This is a genomic window from Yersinia enterocolitica subsp. enterocolitica, assembly GCF_901472495.1.
Classification (GTDB): Bacteria; Pseudomonadota; Gammaproteobacteria; order Enterobacterales; family Enterobacteriaceae; genus Yersinia; species Yersinia enterocolitica.
In genome coordinates, this window is sequence record NZ_LR590469.1 from 4,033,163 (window position 1) to 4,051,697 (window position 18,535).

The window sequence follows — 18,535 nt, forward strand, 5'->3', positions numbered from 1 at the left end:
TTATTATTGGTTAAAATATTTAACGTTGGATAAGGTTATTCAACGGTATGGAGTAAGTGTATGAAAAAAAATTGGATATTCCTTGGTTGCATACTTTCTTTCGGGGCAATAACGGCTCATGCGGAAGAAATTGGCTCTGTTGATACGGTATTTAAACTCTTGGGGCCTGACCATAAAATTGTGGTTGAAGCCTTCGATGATCCTGATGTTAAAAATGTAACTTGTTATATCAGTCGGGCAAAAACCGGTGGTATCAAAGGGGGATTAGGGTTGGCGGAGGATACTTCAGATGCGGCTATTTCCTGCCAACAAGTGGGGCCAATTGAGTTAAGTGACAAAATTAAGAATAGAAAATCCGATGGGACCGTGGTTTTTCAGAAGCGAACTTCATTGGTATTTAAAAAGCTACAGGTAGTGCGTTTCTACGATCCGAAACGTAATACCTTAATCTACCTGACTTATTCAGATAGAGTTGTCGACGGTTCGCCGAAAAACGCGATAAGCGCAGTGCCAATTATGCCGTGGCAATAAAGGTGTTTGGCTGGATATGAAGTGTGAATAAAAAAGCCAGCATTTGAATGCTGGCTTTTTCGTAGACGAGTCAGAGAGTTACTCTTCCAGGTCACCACAGAAACGATAACCTTCACCGTGGATAGTGGCGATGATTTCTGGGGTGTCCGGCGTCGATTCGAAATGCTTACGAATACGGCGGATGGTCACGTCAACAGTACGGTCATGTGGCTTCAGCTCACGACCGGTCATTTTCTTCAGTAATTCGCCACGGGATTGGATTTTGCCCGGGTTTTCACAGAAGTGCAGCATGGCGCGGAACTCACTACGTGGCAGCTTATAATGCTCGCCCGCAGGGCTTATCAATGAGCGGCTATTGATATCCAGTTCCCAGCCATTAAATTTATAGCTTTCCACTAAGCGGCGCTCTTCGCCTACGCTACCCAAATTCATGGTACGTGACAGCAAATTGCGCGCCCGAATGGTTAATTCGCGCGGATTGAAAGGTTTGGTGATGTAATCATCAGCGCCAATTTCCAGGCCGAGGATCTTATCAACTTCGTTGTCACGGCCGGTCAGGAACATTAGGGCAACACTTGCTTGTTCACGAAGTTCCCGTGCCAGCAACAGGCCATTTTTGCCCGGCAGATTGATGTCCATGATAACTAAGTTGATATCATTCTCAGACAGAATGTGGTGCATTTCTGCGCCATCATTAGCCTCATGAACAACATAGCCTTCCGCCTCGAAAATGCTCTTCAGGGTGTTACGAGTAACTATCTCGTCTTCTACGATCAGAATGTGCGGGGTCTGCATGTTTGCTACCTAAAATTGCCAACAAAATAGAAATAGGAAGTACAGAAGTCTTTGTTATATTAGGATTTTTATTGACTAGTTACTCGTCATCCCGTTCATCACATGACTAAAGTACGTAAACGCGTTCTTGATGCACTTTCCATCAACGTCAACAACATCACTAGCTTGGTCGGGGTGTTACTCCCTACAGCCCCAAAGGTGACAAAAGCGGCGCATATCCTAACCCTATTAACAGCAATATAACAGTGTGAGCCGAATTTACCACCCAACAAAACTACGCTTTGTTGACATATATCAAATTCAATTGTAGCACGTTAACACTTTTGTGAAAAAGACTTACAAGAATACCAGCTTAAGCGATAGTTGGTTAAATTATGTTACCGATTCAGTGTTATTAATATTAAAAATTGAGCATTCGAGGTAAACCAAAAATGATTTCGCTAATCTGTTGATTTTTATTGTTTAAAATCAATATTATTTTGTCATTATGGCAATTGACCTACTTTTCTTATTAGTGCTCTGTTTCGCCTAAAAGCATTAGAAGAATTATCATCAATGTTAGTTAAATGTAAAGTGAAGTGACAAAGTTTTCATTTTTGTTGCCTTATAAATCATTTGAGCGAAAAAACAACCTCTAAAAGATAGCTTTATTCTTTAATCAAGTGCATCACTGCCACCAGGTATGCTCTTATCATTTAAAGATCGTATCTATCGCTTATGGCCCTATTTCTTCTTATTAAGTGAAAAAAAACACAAAGTATATCGTAGTGACAAAAGCTTTCATTTCAGTTTTATTATCTGGATTCAAGAAGGTTATTTTATTTATTTCGCCTAAAAAAGCTCGTCAGATAAGACAATGGCTCAGCAGTAAGAGGTTCATTTCGTCAGGGTGGCGACTGAAAAAATTTGACTTGAGGGGACGTTTGCTTTAACCAATAGAGGTAGAGCCACATTATTTATGAGACAGACAGACGACATGCAATACATCAGCCTGAACACAACAATTATTACCACCACCGAAACCACAGGTTACGGGGCGGGCTGACGCGTACAGGAAACAACAGAAAAAAGCCCGCACCTAAACAGTGCGGGCTTTTTTTTTTCAATCAAATCTTTGCAAAAAAGTTTGCGATAAAAAAGCGCGAAAGCGGGAGAGAATCAGAAATGCGAGTGCTGAAATTTGGCGGGACATCAGTAGCAAATGCAGAACGCTTTATGCGTGTTGCCGATATCATTGAGAGTAATGCGCGTCAGGGACAAGTGGCTACGGTATTATCCGCTCCCGCTAAAATTACCAACCATCTGGTGGCGATGATCGACAAAATGGTGGCTGGGCAAGATATCTCGCCGAACATCAGTGATGCGGAACGGATTTTTTCCGAGCTATTGCGTGGCTTGGCTGATGCGCAACCGGGCTTTGAATATGAACGTTTAAAAGCGCTGGTGGCCCATGAGTTTGCGCAACTCAAACACGTCCTGCACGGTATTTCGTTGCTCGGTCAATGCCCGGATAGTATTAATGCCGCCATCATCTGTCGCGGCGAGAAATTGTCCATTGCCATTATGGAAGCATTGTTCCAGGCGAAAGGTTATAAAGTCAGCGTGATTAATCCGGTCGAGAAATTGTTGGCGCAGGGCCATTATCTCGAATCCACCGTCGATATCACTGAATCTACCCGCCGCATCGGCTCCAGCAGCATTCCTACTGACCATATCATCCTGATGGCTGGTTTCACTGCCGGTAATGACAAAGGGGAGTTGGTGGTACTGGGGCGCAATGGATCAGACTATTCAGCTGCGGTGTTGGCCGCGTGTTTACGCGCTGATTGTTGTGAGATCTGGACTGACGTGGACGGGGTTTATACCTGTGACCCACGCGTTGTACCTGATGCTCGATTATTGAAATCGATGTCATATCAGGAAGCGATGGAGCTGTCTTATTTTGGCGCTTCGGTTCTCCACCCCCGCACTATCGCTCCTATCGCCCAGTTCCAAATTCCTTGCCTGATTAAAAATACCTCTAACCCACAAGCCCCCGGTACCTTGATTGGTGGTGAAAGTAGTGATGATGGTTTCCCAGTGAAAGGCATCACCAATCTGAATAACATGGCGATGATTAACGTATCTGGCCCAGGTATGAAAGGCATGGTCGGTATGGCTGCCCGCGTCTTTGCGGTGATGTCGCGCAGCGGTATCTCAGTAGTACTTATTACTCAATCTTCTTCTGAGTACAGCATCAGCTTCTGTGTGCCGCAAGGTGAGTTAATCCGTGCTCGCCAAGCATTGGAAGAAGAGTTCTATCTGGAGCTGAAAGATGGTCTGTTAGAGCCATTGGATGTGATGGAACATCTGGCGATTATCTCAGTGGTTGGCGATGGTATGCGTACTTTACGTGGCATCTCGGCTCGCTTCTTCTCAGCACTGGCCCGTGCCAACATCAATATCATTGCGATTGCGCAAGGTTCGTCCGAGCGTTCCATCTCCGTGGTGGTTAGCAATGATGCCGTCACCACCGGTGTGCGAGTTTGTCACCAGATGTTGTTCAATACCGATCAAGTTATTGAAGTATTTGTGATAGGCGTAGGTGGTGTCGGCGGGGCATTAATCGAGCAAATCTATCGTCAACAACCTTGGTTGAAACAGCGCCATATCGATTTACGCGTTTGCGGCATCGCCAATTCCAAAGCCATGTTAACCAATGTGCACGGTATTTCGCTGGATAACTGGCGTCATGAACTGGCCGAAGTGCAAGAGCCTTTTAACATAAGTCGCTTAATTCGTCTGGTGAAAGAGTATCACTTGCTCAATCCGGTAATTGTCGACTGTACATCCAGTCAGGCTGTTGCGGATCAATATGCAGATTTTCTGGCAGATGGCTTCCATGTTGTGACACCAAACAAGAAAGCCAATACCTCATCGATGAATTACTACCGTCAGATGCGCGCGGCGGCAGCGAAGTCATGCCGTAAATTCTTGTATGACACCAACGTCGGTGCAGGCCTGCCGGTTATCGAAAACTTACAGAATTTGCTCAATGCGGGCGATGAACTGATGCGTTTTTCTGGCATTCTGTCAGGCTCACTCTCTTTCATCTTCGGTAAGCTTGATGAAGGGATGACCTTGTCAGAGGCCACATTGCAGGCGAAGGCGCTGGGTTATACTGAGCCAGATCCACGCGATGATCTTTCCGGCATGGATGTCGCCCGGAAATTGTTGATCCTGGCCCGTGAAGCAGGGTACAAACTTGAATTGGCTGATATCGAAGTTGAGTCTGTTCTACCAGCAAGTTTCGATGCAAGCGGTGATGTAGACAGCTTCCTCGCTCGCCTGCCATCACTGGATGCCGAGTTTACCCCTCTGGTGGCAAATGCCGCAGAACAGGGCAAAGTGCTGCGTTATGTCGGGGTGATTGAAGAGGGGCGTTGTATCGTTCGGATGGATGCGGTCGATGGTAACGATCCGCTGTATAAAGTAAAAAATGGTGAGAATGCGTTGGCCTTCTATACCCACTATTATCAGCCGATCCCGTTGGTGCTTCGCGGGTATGGTGCGGGTAATGATGTGACTGCTGCTGGGGTGTTCGCTGATCTTTTACGCACATTATCATGGAAGTTGGGAGTTTAAATATGGTTAAGATCTATGCTCCGGCATCGATTGGCAATGTCAGCGTTGGCTTCGATGTGCTGGGTGCTGCGGTTTCACCAGTAGACGGCACTTTGCTGGGCGATTGTGTCAGTGTGACCGCATCGGACAGTTTTAGTCTGCGCAACGAAGGCCGCTTTGTCAGCAAATTACCTGATGATCCAAAAGAAAATATCGTTTATCAATGCTGGGAGCGTTTTTGTCAGGAAATGGGCAAAGAGATCCCGGTAGCACTGGTGCTGGAAAAGAACATGCCGATTGGCTCAGGGCTGGGCTCCAGTGCCTGTTCTGTTGTTGCTGGCTTGATGGCAATGAACGAATTCTGCGGTAAACCGCTGGATAAAGTTACGCTGTTGGGCATGATGGGCGAGCTGGAAGGGCGAGTTTCTGGCAGTGTACATTTTGATAATGTTGCGCCTTGCTATTTAGGCGGGATGCAATTGATCCTCGAGCAACCCGGCTATATCAGTCAAGATGTACCCGGTTTTGACGACTGGCTGTGGGTGATGGCTTATCCAGGGATTAAAGTCTCTACCGCTGAGGCGCGGGCTATTTTACCCGCACAGTATCGCCGTCAGGATTGCATCGCTCATGGGCGTAATTTGGCTGGATTTATTCATGCCTGCCACACTCAGCAGCCGAGCCTGGCCGCTAAAATGATGAAAGATGTCATTGCCGAGCCTTACCGCACTCAATTATTGCCGGGCTTTGCTGCGGCCAGACAAGCCGCGCAGGATATTGGCGCGCTGGCCTGTGGTATTTCCGGTTCTGGCCCCACGCTGTTTGCCGTCTGCAATGATAGCGAGACCGCACAGCGCATGGCGAGCTGGCTACAAAATCATTACCTGCAAAACGACGAAGGTTTTGTTCATATTTGCCGTCTGGATACCGCAGGCGCACGACTACTGGGATAACGCATGAAACTGTATAACCTTAAAGATCACAACGAACAGGTCAGCTTCGCGCAAGCGATCAAACAGGGTCTGGGCAAGCAGCAAGGGTTGTTCTTCCCGCTGGAGTTGCCAGAGTTTGAACTGACAGAAATTGATAAACTGCTGGATCTGGATTTTGTCACTCGCAGCAGCCGTATTCTTTCTGCTTTTATTGGTAATGAAATCGCACCAGAGGTGTTAACCAAACGCGTTCAGGCGGCGTTTGAGTTTCCGGCTCCAGTCGCTCAGGTTGAGAATGATATCGCCGCACTGGAGTTGTTCCACGGCCCGACATTGGCCTTTAAGGACTTCGGCGCACGTTTTATGGCACAAATGCTGGCCGAAGTGGCTGGCGACCAGCCAGTGACTATCTTAACCGCAACCTCTGGTGATACTGGGGCGGCGGTCGCTCATGCTTTCTATGGCTTGAAAAATGTTCGCGTGGTTATCCTCTATCCACGCGGCAAAATCAGCCCGCTGCAAGAGAAGCTGTTCTGTACGTTAGGTGGCAATATCCACACGGTGGCTATTGAGGGCGATTTTGATGCTTGTCAGGCGCTGGTCAAACAAGCCTTTGATGATGAGGAGTTAAAGCAGGCGCTGAGCCTTAACTCTGCTAACTCCATTAATATCAGCCGCTTGCTGGCTCAGATTTGCTATTACTTCGAAGCTGTAGCCCAGTTACCGCAAGAAGCACGTAACCAATTGGTTATCTCAGTGCCAAGTGGCAACTTCGGTGATTTGACCGCCGGTTTGCTGGCAAAATCGTTAGGTTTGCCGGTAAAACGCTTTATCGCTGCCACTAATGCCAACGACACCGTGCCGCGCTTCCTGGTTAACGGCCAGTGGCAGCCGAAGCCGACGGTGGCGACGTTATCGAATGCTATGGATGTCAGCCAGCCGAATAACTGGCCGCGTGTTGAGGAGCTTTATCGTCGTAAAATCTGGCAGTTGAAAGAATTGGGCCACGGCGCAGTCAGTGATGATGTCACTAAAGACACCATGCGCGAATTGGCGGAGTTAGGGTATATCTCAGAGCCTCATGCTGCTATTGCCTATCGTGTGTTGCGCGATCAATTGCAGGACGGGGAATTCGGGGTATTTATCGCGACAGCGCATCCGGCGAAATTCAAAGAAAGTGTAGAAGAGATTCTGGCGCAGGAATTGCCGCTGCCAAAACCACTGGCAGTGCGGGCACAATTACCGCTGCTATCTCATGATTTGCCAGCAGACTTTGCGCAATTGCGGGCTTTCTTGATGGCTTTGCCAAAGTAATTACCCGTCTTACTTGGTGTTGCAGCGTTGTTAGCCGCTCTCACTCACCCGAATCACTTACTTGAGTAAGCTCATCGGGATGTGCTCGTTTGCTGCCTGGCTGCAACACCAATTACTTAGGGTAATGCTTTTTCTACTTGACGTTGTTAAAACTGTTCAGCGCGCTTAAATACCAGTTCATTTTTCGCCGACAGTCCGGCATCAAACTGATAGCCTTCCAGATTGAAATCAACCAGTTGCTCTGGTTTGGTGAGTTTATTCTGAATAATAAATCGGCTCATCAAGCCACGGGCTTTCTTGGCATAGAAACTGATGATTTTGTATTTGCCATTTTTCTCATCCAAAAAGACCGGTTTAATCAGTGAGCCTGCCAGCTTAGCCGGTTTAACAGCTTTAAAATATTCATCAGAGGCGAGATTTATCAGCACGTTATCACCTTGCTGCTCCAGCGCCTGATTCAGTTTCTCTGTTATCTGGTCGCCCCAGAAGGAATAGAGATCTTTGCCACCTGGGTTAGCCAGTTTGATCCCCATCTCCAGACGATATGGTTGCATCAAATCTAGCGGGCGCAATACGCCGTAGAGTCCGGAAAGCATACGTAAATGCTGTTGGGCAAAGTCAAAGTCAGCAGCGCTGAAATCCTGCGCCTGCATGCCGGTATAAACATCGCCTTTAAAAGCCAGAATCGCCTGACGCGCATTGTCGGGTGTGAAATCAGGCTGCCATTCGCTGAAACGAGCGGCGTTCAAACCGGCCAGTTTGTCGCTAATTCCCATTAGACTGCTGATTTGCGCAGGTGTCAGTTCACGGCAGATCTCGATAAGCTGTTGTGATTTATCCAACATCTCTGGCTGAGTAAACTTTTTGGTTGCTAGCGGACTTTGATAATCAAGGGTTTTAGCCGGGGAAATGACAATAAGCATAACGACATCCTAATGAGCTAAATAAGACACTGTAGCAAAAAGCGCCAGCCAGCGAAAAGAAGATTGGGCGATTGCTAGGATAGATAGATCGCGTTGTCAGAGATGATATAGTTTAGCTAAATCGTCTCAGCACGATAAGAATGGATGAAATTGCTATTAACCTGCCGGTTTCTGGCTGTTTTAAAAGGCGAAAACGGTTGCGAACCGAATACTGCCTGTTTGCGCTTTTTTTAATCAGTTTAACTGCCTTGCACCAAGGCTTACGCATGTTATTATCAAGACAAGGCAGGCGTCGAAATAGCTAATATTGCGAAACTGCTAACATTCCGAATGAGATGAAGCGCCATTTCGACCGAGATAAAAGTTGCGACATGCCAAAAGTTCATGCACAAACGATGAGAAACGACAACATGACCGATAAACTTACTTCCCTACGTCAAATCACCACTGTAGTAGCAGATACTGGGGATATCGCGGCAATGAAGCTGTATCAGCCGCAAGATGCAACCACGAACCCATCACTGATTCTGAATGCTGCCCAAATTCCTGAATACCGCAAGCTGATCGACGAAGCCATTGCCTGGGCTCGCGAACAAAGCAGTGATCATGCTCAGCAAATCGTTGATGCAACTGACAAACTGGCCGTCAATATCGGTTTGGAAATTCTGAAACTGATCCCCGGCCGCATTTCTACTGAAGTTGATGCTCGCCTGTCCTACGACACCGTTGCTAGCGTGGCAAAAGCGAAACGTTTGATCAAACTGTACAACGAAGCCGGTATCAGCAATGACCGTATTCTGATCAAACTGGCTTCTACCTGGCAGGGTATTCGTGCTGCGGAACAGCTGGAAAAAGAAGGTATCAACTGTAACCTGACTCTGCTGTTCTCCTTCGCTCAGGCACGTGCTTGTGCTGAGGCGGGTGTGTTCCTGATTTCACCGTTTGTTGGCCGTATTCTTGACTGGTACAAAGCCAATGGTGATAAGAAAGAGTTCGCACCACACGAAGATCCAGGTGTGGTTTCCGTGACCGAGATTTACCAGTATTACAAAAAACACGGTTATAAAACTGTGGTTATGGGCGCAAGCTTCCGTAATCTGGGTGAGATCATCGAACTGGCTGGCTGTGACCGCCTGACTATTGCTCCATCTCTGTTAAAAGAGTTGGCAGAAAGTGAAGGCCCAGTTGAGCGTAAACTGGCTTATACCGGTGAAGTTCAAGCTAAACCAACGCCACTGACTGAAGCTGAATTCTACTGGCAGCACAATCAGGACCCGATGGCGATTGATAAACTGGCTGATGGCATTCGCAAGTTTGCTATCGACCAGGGCAAACTTGAGAAAATGATCTCAGACCTGCTGTAATTTGACTGGCGGTAATTGATTCTCCGCAGTTATTTGACGAAAGGTGGCGCAAGCTGCCTTTTTTATTGCCTGTTATCTGGGGCTGAGGGCAGTTCCAATAACATGGGGTATGCTATTATTCGCCACAGATAAAGGGCTTTTCGTCGAGGTAGTCATATGAATATATTACGTATAGGTTTAGTTTCCGTTTCTGATCGCGCATCGAGCGGGGTATATCAGGATAAAGGCATTCCAGCTCTGGAAGAGTGGTTAGCAAGTGCCCTAACGACCCCTTTTGCTATAGAAACCCGCCTTATCCCCGATGAACAAACCTTGATTGAACAAACCCTGTGTGAGTTAGTCGACGAGATGGGCTGCCATTTAGTGCTGACCACCGGTGGAACCGGCCCGGCAAGACGCGATGTCACCCCTGACGCCACATTGGCAATCGCAGATCGGCAAATGCCTGGTTTTGGTGAGCAAATGCGTCAAATCAGCCTCCATTTCGTCCCTACCGCGATATTATCCCGTCAGGTTGGCGTTATCCGTAAGCAGGCATTGATCATCAACTTACCGGGGCAACCTAAATCGATCAAAGAAACCCTGGAAGGGGTGAAAGATGCAGAATCGAAGGTGCTGGTTGCGGGGATTTTTGCCAGTGTGCCTTATTGCATTCAACTACTGGATGGGCCATATATAGAGACCAATGCTGAAGTGGTAGCGGCTTTCCGTCCTAAGAGTGCAGTTATCGATATAAACAACTAAATTAAAACTTTTTACAACATAAGACACCATTATGGCAGTGTCGGGAATTTTGTACGGTATAGTCATATTTACTTTACAAAAGGCTGAAAATATTTTTCTTCCCCTACTCTGGTTTATTACGGTGTCATATGCCCCAAGAACACAATTCATCTCAAGTCGACTTATCGCAACCTCATGTTGCCCAACAACATAATCATAACCGTCGGCTGAATAAGCAAGATTATAAAACCCTCACTCTGGCGGCTTTAGGCGGAGCGCTTGAGTTTTATGACTTCATTATTTTCGTTTTCTTTGCTGCGGTTATTGGTGATCTTTTCTTCCCGGTTGATATGCCAGAGTGGCTGCGTCAGGTGCAGACATTCGGTATTTTTGCAGCGGGTTATTTGGCTCGCCCGCTCGGCGGCATTATCATGGCGCATTTTGGTGATCTGGTTGGCCGTAAGAAGATGTTTACTCTAAGTATTTTGTTAATGGCATTACCAACATTGGCGATAGGTATGCTGCCGACTTATGCCTCGATTGGTATTGCAGCGCCATTACTATTACTGTTAATGCGTGTATTACAAGGTGCGGCGATTGGCGGCGAAGTGCCCGGCGCATGGGTCTTTGTAGCAGAACATGTACCACGTCGGCGCATTGGCATTGCTTGCGGAACACTCACTGCTGGCTTGACGGCGGGGATCTTACTGGGGTCACTGGTGGCCACCGCGATGAACACCACCTTAAGCCCTCAGGCCATTTTAGATGGCGGCTGGCGTGTACCATTCTTCCTCGGCGGGATTTTCGGCTTGTTCGCCATGTACTTACGCCGTTGGTTGCAAGAAACCCCAATCTTTAAAGAGATGCAGGCACGTAAAACTCTGGCTGATGAATTACCACTGAAATCTGTCGTGGTGAATCATAAGAAAGAAATAGTGGTTTCGATGCTACTGACCTGGTTACTGTCTGCCGGTATTGTGGTCGTTATTCTTATGACACCGACTTATTTACAGAAGCAGTTCGGTGTCTTGCCCGCTCTGGCATTGCAGGCCAATAGCTTGGCGATTGTCGCGTTGGTATTTGGCTGTGTGATTGCTGGCCTTATTATTGACCGCTTCGGTGCCAGTAAAACCTTTATTGTTGGCAGCCTGATGTTGGCGGTGTCGACATGGTCGTTTTATCACACCAATTTGACCGACCCGAGTCAGTTATTTACCCATTATATGTTGGCAGGATTCTGTGTCGGTATTGTTGGCGCGGTGCCTTATGTGATGGTGCGTGCATTCCCGGCAGAGGTGCGCTTTACTGGCATTTCTTTCTCCTACAATGTGGCATATGCCATTTTTGGTGGGTTGACACCGATTGTGGTGACGTTATTGATGAAAGTGACGCCTATGGCTCCCGCGTATTACATGCTGTTGTTATCGCTGGTGGGATTCCTGTTAGGAATTTATCTACGCAATGATATTAATAGCGAAGTGAAAGCGCATCTGCCAAAGAAAGCCCTGGCTGAGTAAAGTAGCATCAAGTAGATATCATTACAAAATAGCCCATAAAACCTGGGCTATTTTTGTCTAATATAATTTAAAATTCACCCTTAAAATTAAAGCCGACCTTCTGCTTGACCCGAGCCGAGGGTTGAGAAATAACTTCAGAGTATAATGTACGGGCACCTTGTTGCTGCAAATATCGGCTCAGTTCTCTGACTGCCGCCGTGCCAGCCCCTCTCACCGTTCCTTCGCGATCGGGAAATAAAACATAGTCTGGTAGGGTTGCGGATGCGACCAATTCAACTTCATTGTGGCTATTAAAACGATCGGCAAGTACGATCGCGATAACTCTCCCTTGAAATTTAACAATTACATATATTTCACCGGGGCGATGAAGAATGAGTCGCCGTTTGATAATACCCGTCACAATATTTCCAGCATGAAGTAGTTTAGTGAGGGCGTTATTGATTTCAACTGGATCGGCATCCGCACTGGCACCTTGAGCGGGGTAGCCTTGCTCATATTGCTGCTCCCAGAGAGCAACGGTTTCCCTTAGCTTTTTCCGCATAGCGTGGGCATTGCTAACTTCTACATCGGAAAGTTTTTCCTCTTCCTCAGGTGTGGGGGTTGGGAGTATTTCGATTTCAAATTCCAATTCAGTTTGCTCAACAAGTTCACCGTGCGAAATGATTATTGGGGGAGTTTGCCTATAGATGAAAGTCTCTAATAGCAATTCATAAATACCTAAGGGTAACAACTCTACCTGTGCGGGTGATTCATCAGTTAAGGAAAAATTACTATAAGTTACATAACTAAGTTGAGCATAATCTAGCGCGGTTTTAATATCGCCAAAAGCATTGTTGGTTGTTTTATCTGTTATTTTTTCTGTTATAGCATGGATAAATCTATTTTCTACTGCCTGATTTTCGACGGCAACGCCAGTACTTCCTGTTCTGATGATTGAATCTATTATTCGGCCAAAAAATGCCGAATTCCAAGTTTCTAAGCTATTGCCAAACAATAAAGTAAAATCAGTCATAATGTCCAATGTCCACTCAATGCAGCGGGGTCTTATTTGACGTGCTGGACGAGCGTTAAGTAAAGAGTGGATCGATACCATGCAGGTTTTGGCGGCCGCCGGGAGACTTAGAGATTGCCTATATTGACTGTAATCCATATAAGCCAATGTCATGTAGTTATCTACCTTTTCAGGCATTGTTAACTCTTCTTCTTGGAGAGAGGCGGGGAGCAGTGGGGAACTGTTTCCGGCAATATGTAAAGTTTTCCCTTTGGTATTACTGTTAAAAAAGTCATTTGCACTGAATATGATGCTATCTAATTGTTGGCATTTACCTTGTATAATATAATTATAAATATTTAAAAAAGGAGTGAAAGCACAAAGTATTTTACTGGTTTGTACTAAATCTCTTTTTTCCCAATCCTTATCTCCGGTATCAGCGGTAAGTATAGTTTTTGCGATAACTAAGGGTTTATGTTTATTGTAGTTAGTTATGATTATCTCTGGTGCCACATTGAGGTGACTATCCCAATCAAAGAAAATGATGGGAGATGTATTTACTAATCTATTTTTCAATGTTTGAAGATATTGCACTTGTACAATATCTTCATCTATCTGTATAATAAAAGACAAGTTATCGCTGCGTTGATAACGTTCAAAATAAATTCCATCATTCATTTTTACATTGGTGAAGCTAACTCTACTATTATTAATATTAATGTTAGCGCCATTAAATAATACGATTTCATAATTATCGTCTACCCCTAACTCAATAGTATTAAAAACTAATAAAATCTGTTTGTTTTTCAATCTTGCGTCGTTCCAGTATTTGTCAAATACATCAGCGAGTTTTATTGTATGGTTATTTATAATGACACATTGTTGATCACAGTTAAGGCCTTCTTTTTTTGATACTTTAATACTGGTAATCATACGACTCATTCCCAGTGCTTTTAAACTATTATTCGTAATATTCTCTTGTAACTCGAAAAAAGGGGGAATGTAATTATCATTCTTATAAATTGTTGCTGTCATTTCTGGAGGGACGGTGATGGATTGAATACTATCATTATTAATAGGTGTCAAGTTACTATCTGACTTGACAGCGGTTGCGCTATCTTGATACAGATCTATTTTTTGATTTGGTGCTAAACAAATACTATCGCCTTTGAATTTATCTTCAGTATAAAAACAGATTTTATTTTCATCTGAATAGATTGGTTTCGATATCGTCAATATAATGATGGTTAATGTTATTATGACTGTTTTCATAGGCTAACCCTTAACTTTATTAATTTTAATGTTCTGAGTTATCGATGTAATTTACATTTTATATGATGTATTTTTTCTTGGCTTTATCTATTTTCATCATTCTATTTTATTATTTTATAATGTTAATTTTAAGCACATAATTAATTTTATTTTAGAAGTGAAAAATAAACATAAAAAAGCCCCCTGAACATGAATATTCAGAGGGCCGTTAAATGTAATTTTTCGCAGTGAACTGTAATTAAACTACAGGTTGTACGCGTAAAGTCGAGCTTGGTTCACCAATTGGCAATACGGTGCGGCCATATTGTTCGTTCAATACTTCCGCCATTGCCAGGTAAATGGCGCTGGCGCCGCAGATGATACCTTCGAAACCGGCGAACACCAGCAGCGAATGGTTACCGGTGAAGTTACCGACGGCCAGCAGCGCAAACAGTAGCGTCAGGCTACCGAACACAAACTGCAAAGCACGGTTAGCGGGCAAGGTTCCGAAGAACATAAACAGTGTAAAAATACCCCACAAGCCTAGATAAACGCCGAGGAATTGTGCATCTGTTGCTTCAGCCAGCCCCATTTTAGGTAACATCAGCAAACCGACCAAGCTCAGCCAAAATGCGCCATAGGAGGTAAACGCAGTGGCAGCAAAGGTATTACCCTTCTTATATTCCAGCATACCTGCCAGAATTTGTGCCAGACCGCCATAAAAAATCCCCATACTCAAAATAACAGAGGTTAGGGGGAAGAAGCCTGCGTTGTGCAGGTTAAGCAAGACGGTGGTCATCCCAAAACCCATCAGGCCTAATGGGCCAGGATTCGCCAACTTGGTGGTGTTCATAAGTCCTCTGCAATAACAGATTGCTAAAAATAATGGATAAATATCCGAATAAGTATAAAGCGCCTGAATGACTAAAAAGTCGTCTATTCCCTCAGTGCGCGCGGCATCATAATGATCTGCGCGGTTGGAAACAATGATCTCGAGGGTGATAAAAAGTAATTTTTTTTCATCTCCCCCCTTGATGCTGCGTTTCATGGCCCCATCTTATTCCCAACCGCAGGGACTAATCACGAATCAGCGGAGGCATACATCAGTAGAATGCTGGGTATGAAAACATTGATTATGAAAATACGGGCAGTTGAAATTAAACAATCCGCCCACATATAGATTAGTAACTTGACCGAATATGACTTTTTAGTGGAGGCGTTTTAGATGGGTAAAATTATTGGTATCGACTTGGGTACTACCAACTCTTGTGTAGCAATTATGGATGGTACTAAAGCACGCGTGCTGGAAAACAGCGAAGGTGATCGCACCACGCCTTCTATCATCGCTTATACCCAAGATGGTGAAACTCTGGTTGGTCAACCGGCTAAACGTCAGGCTGTCACTAACCCACAAAATACACTGTTTGCCATCAAGCGTTTGATTGGTCGTCGTTTCCAGGACGAAGAAGCGCAGCGTGATAAAGACATCATGCCGTACAAAATTATCGCAGCAGATAATGGTGACGCTTGGTTAGAAGTTAAAGGCCAAAAGATTGCACCACCGCAGATCTCTGCTGAAGTGCTGAAGAAAATGAAGAAAACGGCTGAAGATTATCTGGGCGAACCAGTAACTGAAGCGGTTATCACTGTACCGGCATACTTCAACGATGCTCAGCGTCAGGCAACAAAAGATGCTGGCCGTATCGCAGGTCTGGAAGTAAAACGTATCATCAACGAACCAACAGCTGCTGCATTGGCTTACGGTCTGGATAAAGAAGTCGGTAACCGTACTATCGCGGTTTATGACCTCGGTGGTGGTACTTTCGATATCTCAATTATCGAAATCGACGAAGTTGATGGCGAAAAAACCTTTGAAGTTCTGGCAACCAACGGTGATACCCACCTGGGTGGTGAAGACTTCGATAGCCGCCTGATCAACTATCTGGTTGAAGAATTCAAGAAAGACCAGGGTATGGATCTGCGTACCGATCCTCTGGCCATGCAACGTCTGAAAGAAGCAGCTGAAAAAGCGAAAATTGAGTTGTCTTCTGCTCAGCAGACCGACGTTAACCTGCCGTACATCACGGCGGATGGCAGCGGTCCAAAACACATGAACATCAAAGTGACCCGCGCTAAGTTGGAGTCACTGGTAGAAGATTTGGTCAACCGTTCTATTGAACCGTTGAAAGTGGCTTTACAAGATGCTGGCCTGTCTGTTTCCGATATTCAGGACGTTATCCTGGTAGGTGGTCAGACTCGTATGCCAATGGTTCAGAAGAAAGTTGCTGATTTCTTCGGTAAAGAACCACGTAAAGACGTTAACCCAGATGAAGCTGTAGCAATTGGTGCGGCAGTACAGGGTGGTGTTCTGTCTGGTGAAGTGAAAGACGTTCTGTTGTTGGACGTTACCCCACTGTCACTGGGTATTGAAACCATGGGTGGTGTGATGACTCCGCTTATCACTAAAAACACCACTATCCCAACCAAGCACAGCCAGGTGTTCTCTACTGCGGAAGATAACCAGTCTGCGGTAACTATCCATGTGCTTCAGGGTGAACGTAAACGTGCTCAGGATAACAAGTCTCTGGGTCAGTTCAATCTGGACGGTATCCAGCCGGCACCTCGCGGCATGGCGCAAATCGAAGTGACCTTCGATATTGACGCCGACGGTATTTTGCATGTGTCTGCTAAAGACAAAAATACCGGTCGTGAGCAGAAGATTACCATCAAGGCATCTTCTGGTTTGAACGAGGAAGAGATCCAGAAAATGGTTCGCGATGCTGAAGCTAACGCTGAAGCAGACCGTAAGTTTGAAGAACTTGTTCAGACCCGTAACCAAGCTGACCACCTGATTCACGGTACTCGTAAACAGCTGGAAGAAGCCGGTGACAAGCTGCCAGCAGAAGACAAAACTGCTATCGAAGATGCAGTGAAAGCACTCGAAGCGGCGCTGAAAAGCGAAGATAAAGCTGAAATCGAAGCCAAAACTCAGGCTCTGGTACAAGTTTCTGGCAAATTGCTGGAAATGGCTCAGCAGCAGCAAGCAGCCGCAGGCGGTGATGCTGGTGATACCAGTGCTAAGAAAGAAGACGACGTGGTAGACGCCGAATTCGAAGAAGTGAAAGATAAAAAATAATTGCCCTTAAGCGGGCACAGCAGTGGTAGGCCTTACTGTTGCTGGAAACCAGCACGGGCGTCGAGGAAACTCTACGCCCGTGCACGCATGTTAAGGGTAGGAAAAAAGAGAATGGCGAAGAGAGATTATTACGAGGTTTTAGGCGTTAAAAAGGACGCCGATGAACGTGAGATCAAAAAGGCCTATAAACGCCTGGCGGTAAAGTATCACCCGGACCGTAATCAGGACGAGAACGATACCGGCGAAAATTTCAAAGAAGTTAAGGAAGCCTACGAAATTCTGACTGACCCACAAAAGCGTGCAGCCTACGATCAGTATGGTCATGCCGCCTTTGAACAAGGTGGTATGGGCGGCGGCGGTTTTGGCGGTGGCGGTGCTGATTTTACTGACATTTTTGGTGATGTTTTCGGTGATATCTTTGGTGGTGGCCGTCGTCAGCGAGCTTCCCGTGGTTCAGATCTGCGCTATAACATGGATCTGACACTGGAAGAAGCGGTACGCGGTGTGACTAAAGAAATCCGCATCCCAACGCTAAATGAATGTGATGTTTGCCATGGTAGCGGTGCTAAACCGGGCAGTTCTCCGGTGACGTGTTCGACTTGCCGTGGTGCAGGTCAGGTACATATGCGCCAGGGGTTCTTCACTGTGCAGCAGGCGTGTCCTACTTGTCATGGCAGCGGTCAAATCATTAAAGATCCATGCAACAAATGTCATGGACATGGTCGCGTTGAGAAGTCAAAAACGCTGTCGGTTAAAATTCCAGCAGGCGTTGATACCGGTGACCGTATTCGTTTAAGCGGTGAAGGTGAAGCTGGCGAGCATGGCGCACCAGCAGGTGATTTGTACGTTCAGGTGCAAGTCAAAGCACATCCAATCTTCGAACGTGAAGGCAATAACCTGTATTGTGAAGTGCCGATTAACTTCGCTATGGCAGCCTTGGGCGGCGAGATTGAAGTCCCGACGTTGGATGGTCGCGTTAAGCTGAAAGTGCCAGCGGAAACACAAACCGGCAAACTGTTCCGGATGCGCGGTAAAGGGGTTAAATCAGTACGTGGTGGTAGCCAAGGTGACTTGCTCTGCCGCGTTGTGGTAGAAACACCAGTGCATCTGAGTGAAAAACAGAAGCAATTGCTGCGTGAACTGGAAGAAAGTTTTGTTGGCGCCGCGGGCGAGAAAAACAGTCCTCGCTCTAAAAGCTTCTTAGACGGCGTTAAGAAATTCTTTGATGACTTGACCCGTTAATTATTAGCTAACTGGCTAATAAAAAAGAAAAATAAAAATCCTCGATGAAGTTCGGGGATTTTTTCATCTGAGTCCTATCAAGTGATGTGATTTAAATCACTAATTGCTCGGTTTATTCGAGTATTTACTGCAATAAAAACGACTTTTTTCGAGTTGATGATTATCCTAAAATCTATGAATTAATTTGTTGAGCATAAGCTCACTGTCCGATGC

15 protein-coding genes and 1 other annotated feature are annotated in these 18,535 nt (G+C 45.7%); of the genes, 11 read left to right on the top strand and 4 right to left on the bottom strand.

The annotated features are described in order from the left end of the window. Window positions 1–60 precede the first annotated feature (60 nt). The gene (creA, locus tag FGL26_RS19080) at window positions 61–531 is read left to right on the top strand and encodes a protein CreA (RefSeq protein WP_005166951.1); all 471 of its coding nucleotides are present in this window, start codon (window positions 61–63) and stop codon (window positions 529–531) included. A 78-nt stretch (window positions 532–609) separates the two neighbouring features. On the opposite strand, the gene arcA is transcribed toward creA, so the two are convergent. Continuing rightward, entirely contained in the window at window positions 610–1,326 is a 717-nt protein-coding gene (gene arcA, locus FGL26_RS19085) for a two-component system response regulator ArcA (RefSeq protein WP_004706052.1), read from the bottom strand. Window positions 1,327–1,428: 102 nt separating this feature from the next. Between arcA and yjjY the strand changes: the two genes are divergently transcribed. The 5 genes from yjjY to thrC all read left to right on the top strand — a co-directional run bounded on the left by yjjY (window position 1,429) and on the right by thrC (window position 7,175). Next, window positions 1,429–1,569: a YjjY family protein gene (gene yjjY / locus FGL26_RS21725; protein ID WP_004706054.1), complete on the top strand. Its 141-nt coding sequence runs from the start codon at window positions 1,429–1,431 to the stop codon at window positions 1,567–1,569. Between the two features lie 733 nt (window positions 1,570–2,302). Continuing rightward, a complete protein-coding gene (thrL, locus tag FGL26_RS19090) occupies window positions 2,303–2,371 on the top strand; it encodes a thr operon leader peptide (protein ID WP_100219634.1) in 69 nt (22 codons plus the stop codon). Further along, window positions 2,310–2,428: a sequence feature (Thr leader region), on the top strand. Its footprint overlaps the gene before it by 62 nt. A gap of 62 nt (window positions 2,429–2,490) precedes the next feature. Then, window positions 2,491–4,950 carry a bifunctional aspartate kinase/homoserine dehydrogenase I gene (thrA, locus tag FGL26_RS19095; protein WP_005166952.1) on the top strand — a complete coding sequence of 820 codons (2,460 nt, stop codon included), beginning with the start codon at window positions 2,491–2,493 and terminating at the stop codon, window positions 4,948–4,950. A 2-nt stretch (window positions 4,951–4,952) separates the two neighbouring features. Beyond that, entirely contained in the window at window positions 4,953–5,882 is a 930-nt protein-coding gene (gene thrB, locus FGL26_RS19100) for a homoserine kinase (RefSeq protein WP_005166953.1), read from the top strand. Window positions 5,883–5,885: 3 nt separating this feature from the next. Continuing rightward, window positions 5,886–7,175, top strand: coding sequence for a threonine synthase (thrC, locus tag FGL26_RS19105; protein ID WP_011815533.1), 1,290 nt, complete (start codon window positions 5,886–5,888; stop codon window positions 7,173–7,175). Window positions 7,176–7,321: 146 nt separating this feature from the next. Here thrC and yaaA read toward each other — a convergent pair whose 3' ends face one another. Then, window positions 7,322–8,098 carry a peroxide stress protein YaaA gene (gene yaaA / locus FGL26_RS19110; RefSeq protein WP_005166955.1) on the bottom strand — a complete coding sequence of 259 codons (777 nt, stop codon included), beginning with the start codon at window positions 8,096–8,098 and terminating at the stop codon, window positions 7,322–7,324. Window positions 8,099–8,508: 410 nt separating this feature from the next. Between yaaA and tal the strand changes: the two genes are divergently transcribed. From tal to FGL26_RS19125, 3 genes are all read left to right on the top strand, one after another. Further along, window positions 8,509–9,462: a transaldolase gene (tal, locus tag FGL26_RS19115; protein WP_005157047.1), complete on the top strand. Its 954-nt coding sequence runs from the start codon at window positions 8,509–8,511 to the stop codon at window positions 9,460–9,462. Window positions 9,463–9,618: 156 nt separating this feature from the next. Then, window positions 9,619–10,206 (top strand): molybdopterin adenylyltransferase, encoded by a 588-nt coding sequence (gene mog / locus FGL26_RS19120; protein WP_005166957.1) that lies wholly within the window; start codon window positions 9,619–9,621, stop codon window positions 10,204–10,206. A gap of 128 nt (window positions 10,207–10,334) precedes the next feature. Next, window positions 10,335–11,702, top strand: coding sequence for an MFS transporter (locus FGL26_RS19125; RefSeq protein ID WP_005166960.1), 1,368 nt, complete (start codon window positions 10,335–10,337; stop codon window positions 11,700–11,702). 67 nt (window positions 11,703–11,769) lie between these two features. Here the strand turns inward: FGL26_RS19125 and FGL26_RS19130 are convergent, their stop codons facing one another. Both FGL26_RS19130 and satP read right to left on the bottom strand, forming a co-directional pair. Then, window positions 11,770–13,965: a GNAT family N-acetyltransferase gene (locus FGL26_RS19130; protein ID WP_005166963.1), complete on the bottom strand. Its 2,196-nt coding sequence runs from the start codon at window positions 13,963–13,965 to the stop codon at window positions 11,770–11,772. A 238-nt stretch (window positions 13,966–14,203) separates the two neighbouring features. Continuing rightward, entirely contained in the window at window positions 14,204–14,797 is a 594-nt protein-coding gene (satP, locus tag FGL26_RS19135) for an acetate uptake transporter (RefSeq protein ID WP_005166965.1), read from the bottom strand. Window positions 14,798–15,169: 372 nt separating this feature from the next. On the opposite strand from satP, the gene dnaK reads away from it, so the two are divergent. Further along, window positions 15,170–17,080: a molecular chaperone DnaK gene (gene dnaK / locus FGL26_RS19140; protein WP_019080558.1), complete on the top strand. Its 1,911-nt coding sequence runs from the start codon at window positions 15,170–15,172 to the stop codon at window positions 17,078–17,080. A 111-nt stretch (window positions 17,081–17,191) separates the two neighbouring features. Continuing rightward, window positions 17,192–18,322 carry a molecular chaperone DnaJ gene (dnaJ, locus tag FGL26_RS19145; RefSeq protein WP_005157034.1) on the top strand — a complete coding sequence of 377 codons (1,131 nt, stop codon included), beginning with the start codon at window positions 17,192–17,194 and terminating at the stop codon, window positions 18,320–18,322. Window positions 18,323–18,535 lie beyond the last annotated feature (213 nt).

What these genes read in the sequence shown, in the direction of transcription:
- mog (WP_005166957.1), top strand. Translation starts at nt 9,619, where the DNA reads ATGAATATATTACGTATAGGTTTAGTTTCCGTTTCTGATCGCGCATCG.
- creA (WP_005166951.1), top strand. Translation starts at nt 61, where the DNA reads ATGAAAAAAAATTGGATATTCCTTGGTTGCATACTTTCTTTCGGGGCA.
- tal (WP_005157047.1), top strand. Translation starts at nt 8,509, where the DNA reads ATGACCGATAAACTTACTTCCCTACGTCAAATCACCACTGTAGTAGCA.
- thrC (WP_011815533.1), top strand. Translation starts at nt 5,886, where the DNA reads ATGAAACTGTATAACCTTAAAGATCACAACGAACAGGTCAGCTTCGCG.
- yjjY (WP_004706054.1), top strand. Translation starts at nt 1,429, where the DNA reads ATGACTAAAGTACGTAAACGCGTTCTTGATGCACTTTCCATCAACGTC.
- satP (WP_005166965.1), bottom strand. Translation starts at nt 14,797, where the DNA reads ATGAACACCACCAAGTTGGCGAATCCTGGCCCATTAGGCCTGATGGGT.
- FGL26_RS19125 (WP_005166960.1), top strand. Translation starts at nt 10,335, where the DNA reads ATGCCCCAAGAACACAATTCATCTCAAGTCGACTTATCGCAACCTCAT.
- dnaJ (WP_005157034.1), top strand. Translation starts at nt 17,192, where the DNA reads ATGGCGAAGAGAGATTATTACGAGGTTTTAGGCGTTAAAAAGGACGCC.
- dnaK (WP_019080558.1), top strand. Translation starts at nt 15,170, where the DNA reads ATGGGTAAAATTATTGGTATCGACTTGGGTACTACCAACTCTTGTGTA.
- thrA (WP_005166952.1), top strand. Translation starts at nt 2,491, where the DNA reads ATGCGAGTGCTGAAATTTGGCGGGACATCAGTAGCAAATGCAGAACGC.
- yaaA (WP_005166955.1), bottom strand. Translation starts at nt 8,098, where the DNA reads ATGCTTATTGTCATTTCCCCGGCTAAAACCCTTGATTATCAAAGTCCG.
- thrB (WP_005166953.1), top strand. Translation starts at nt 4,953, where the DNA reads ATGGTTAAGATCTATGCTCCGGCATCGATTGGCAATGTCAGCGTTGGC.
- arcA (WP_004706052.1), bottom strand. Translation starts at nt 1,326, where the DNA reads ATGCAGACCCCGCACATTCTGATCGTAGAAGACGAGATAGTTACTCGT.
- FGL26_RS19130 (WP_005166963.1), bottom strand. Translation starts at nt 13,965, where the DNA reads ATGAAAACAGTCATAATAACATTAACCATCATTATATTGACGATATCG.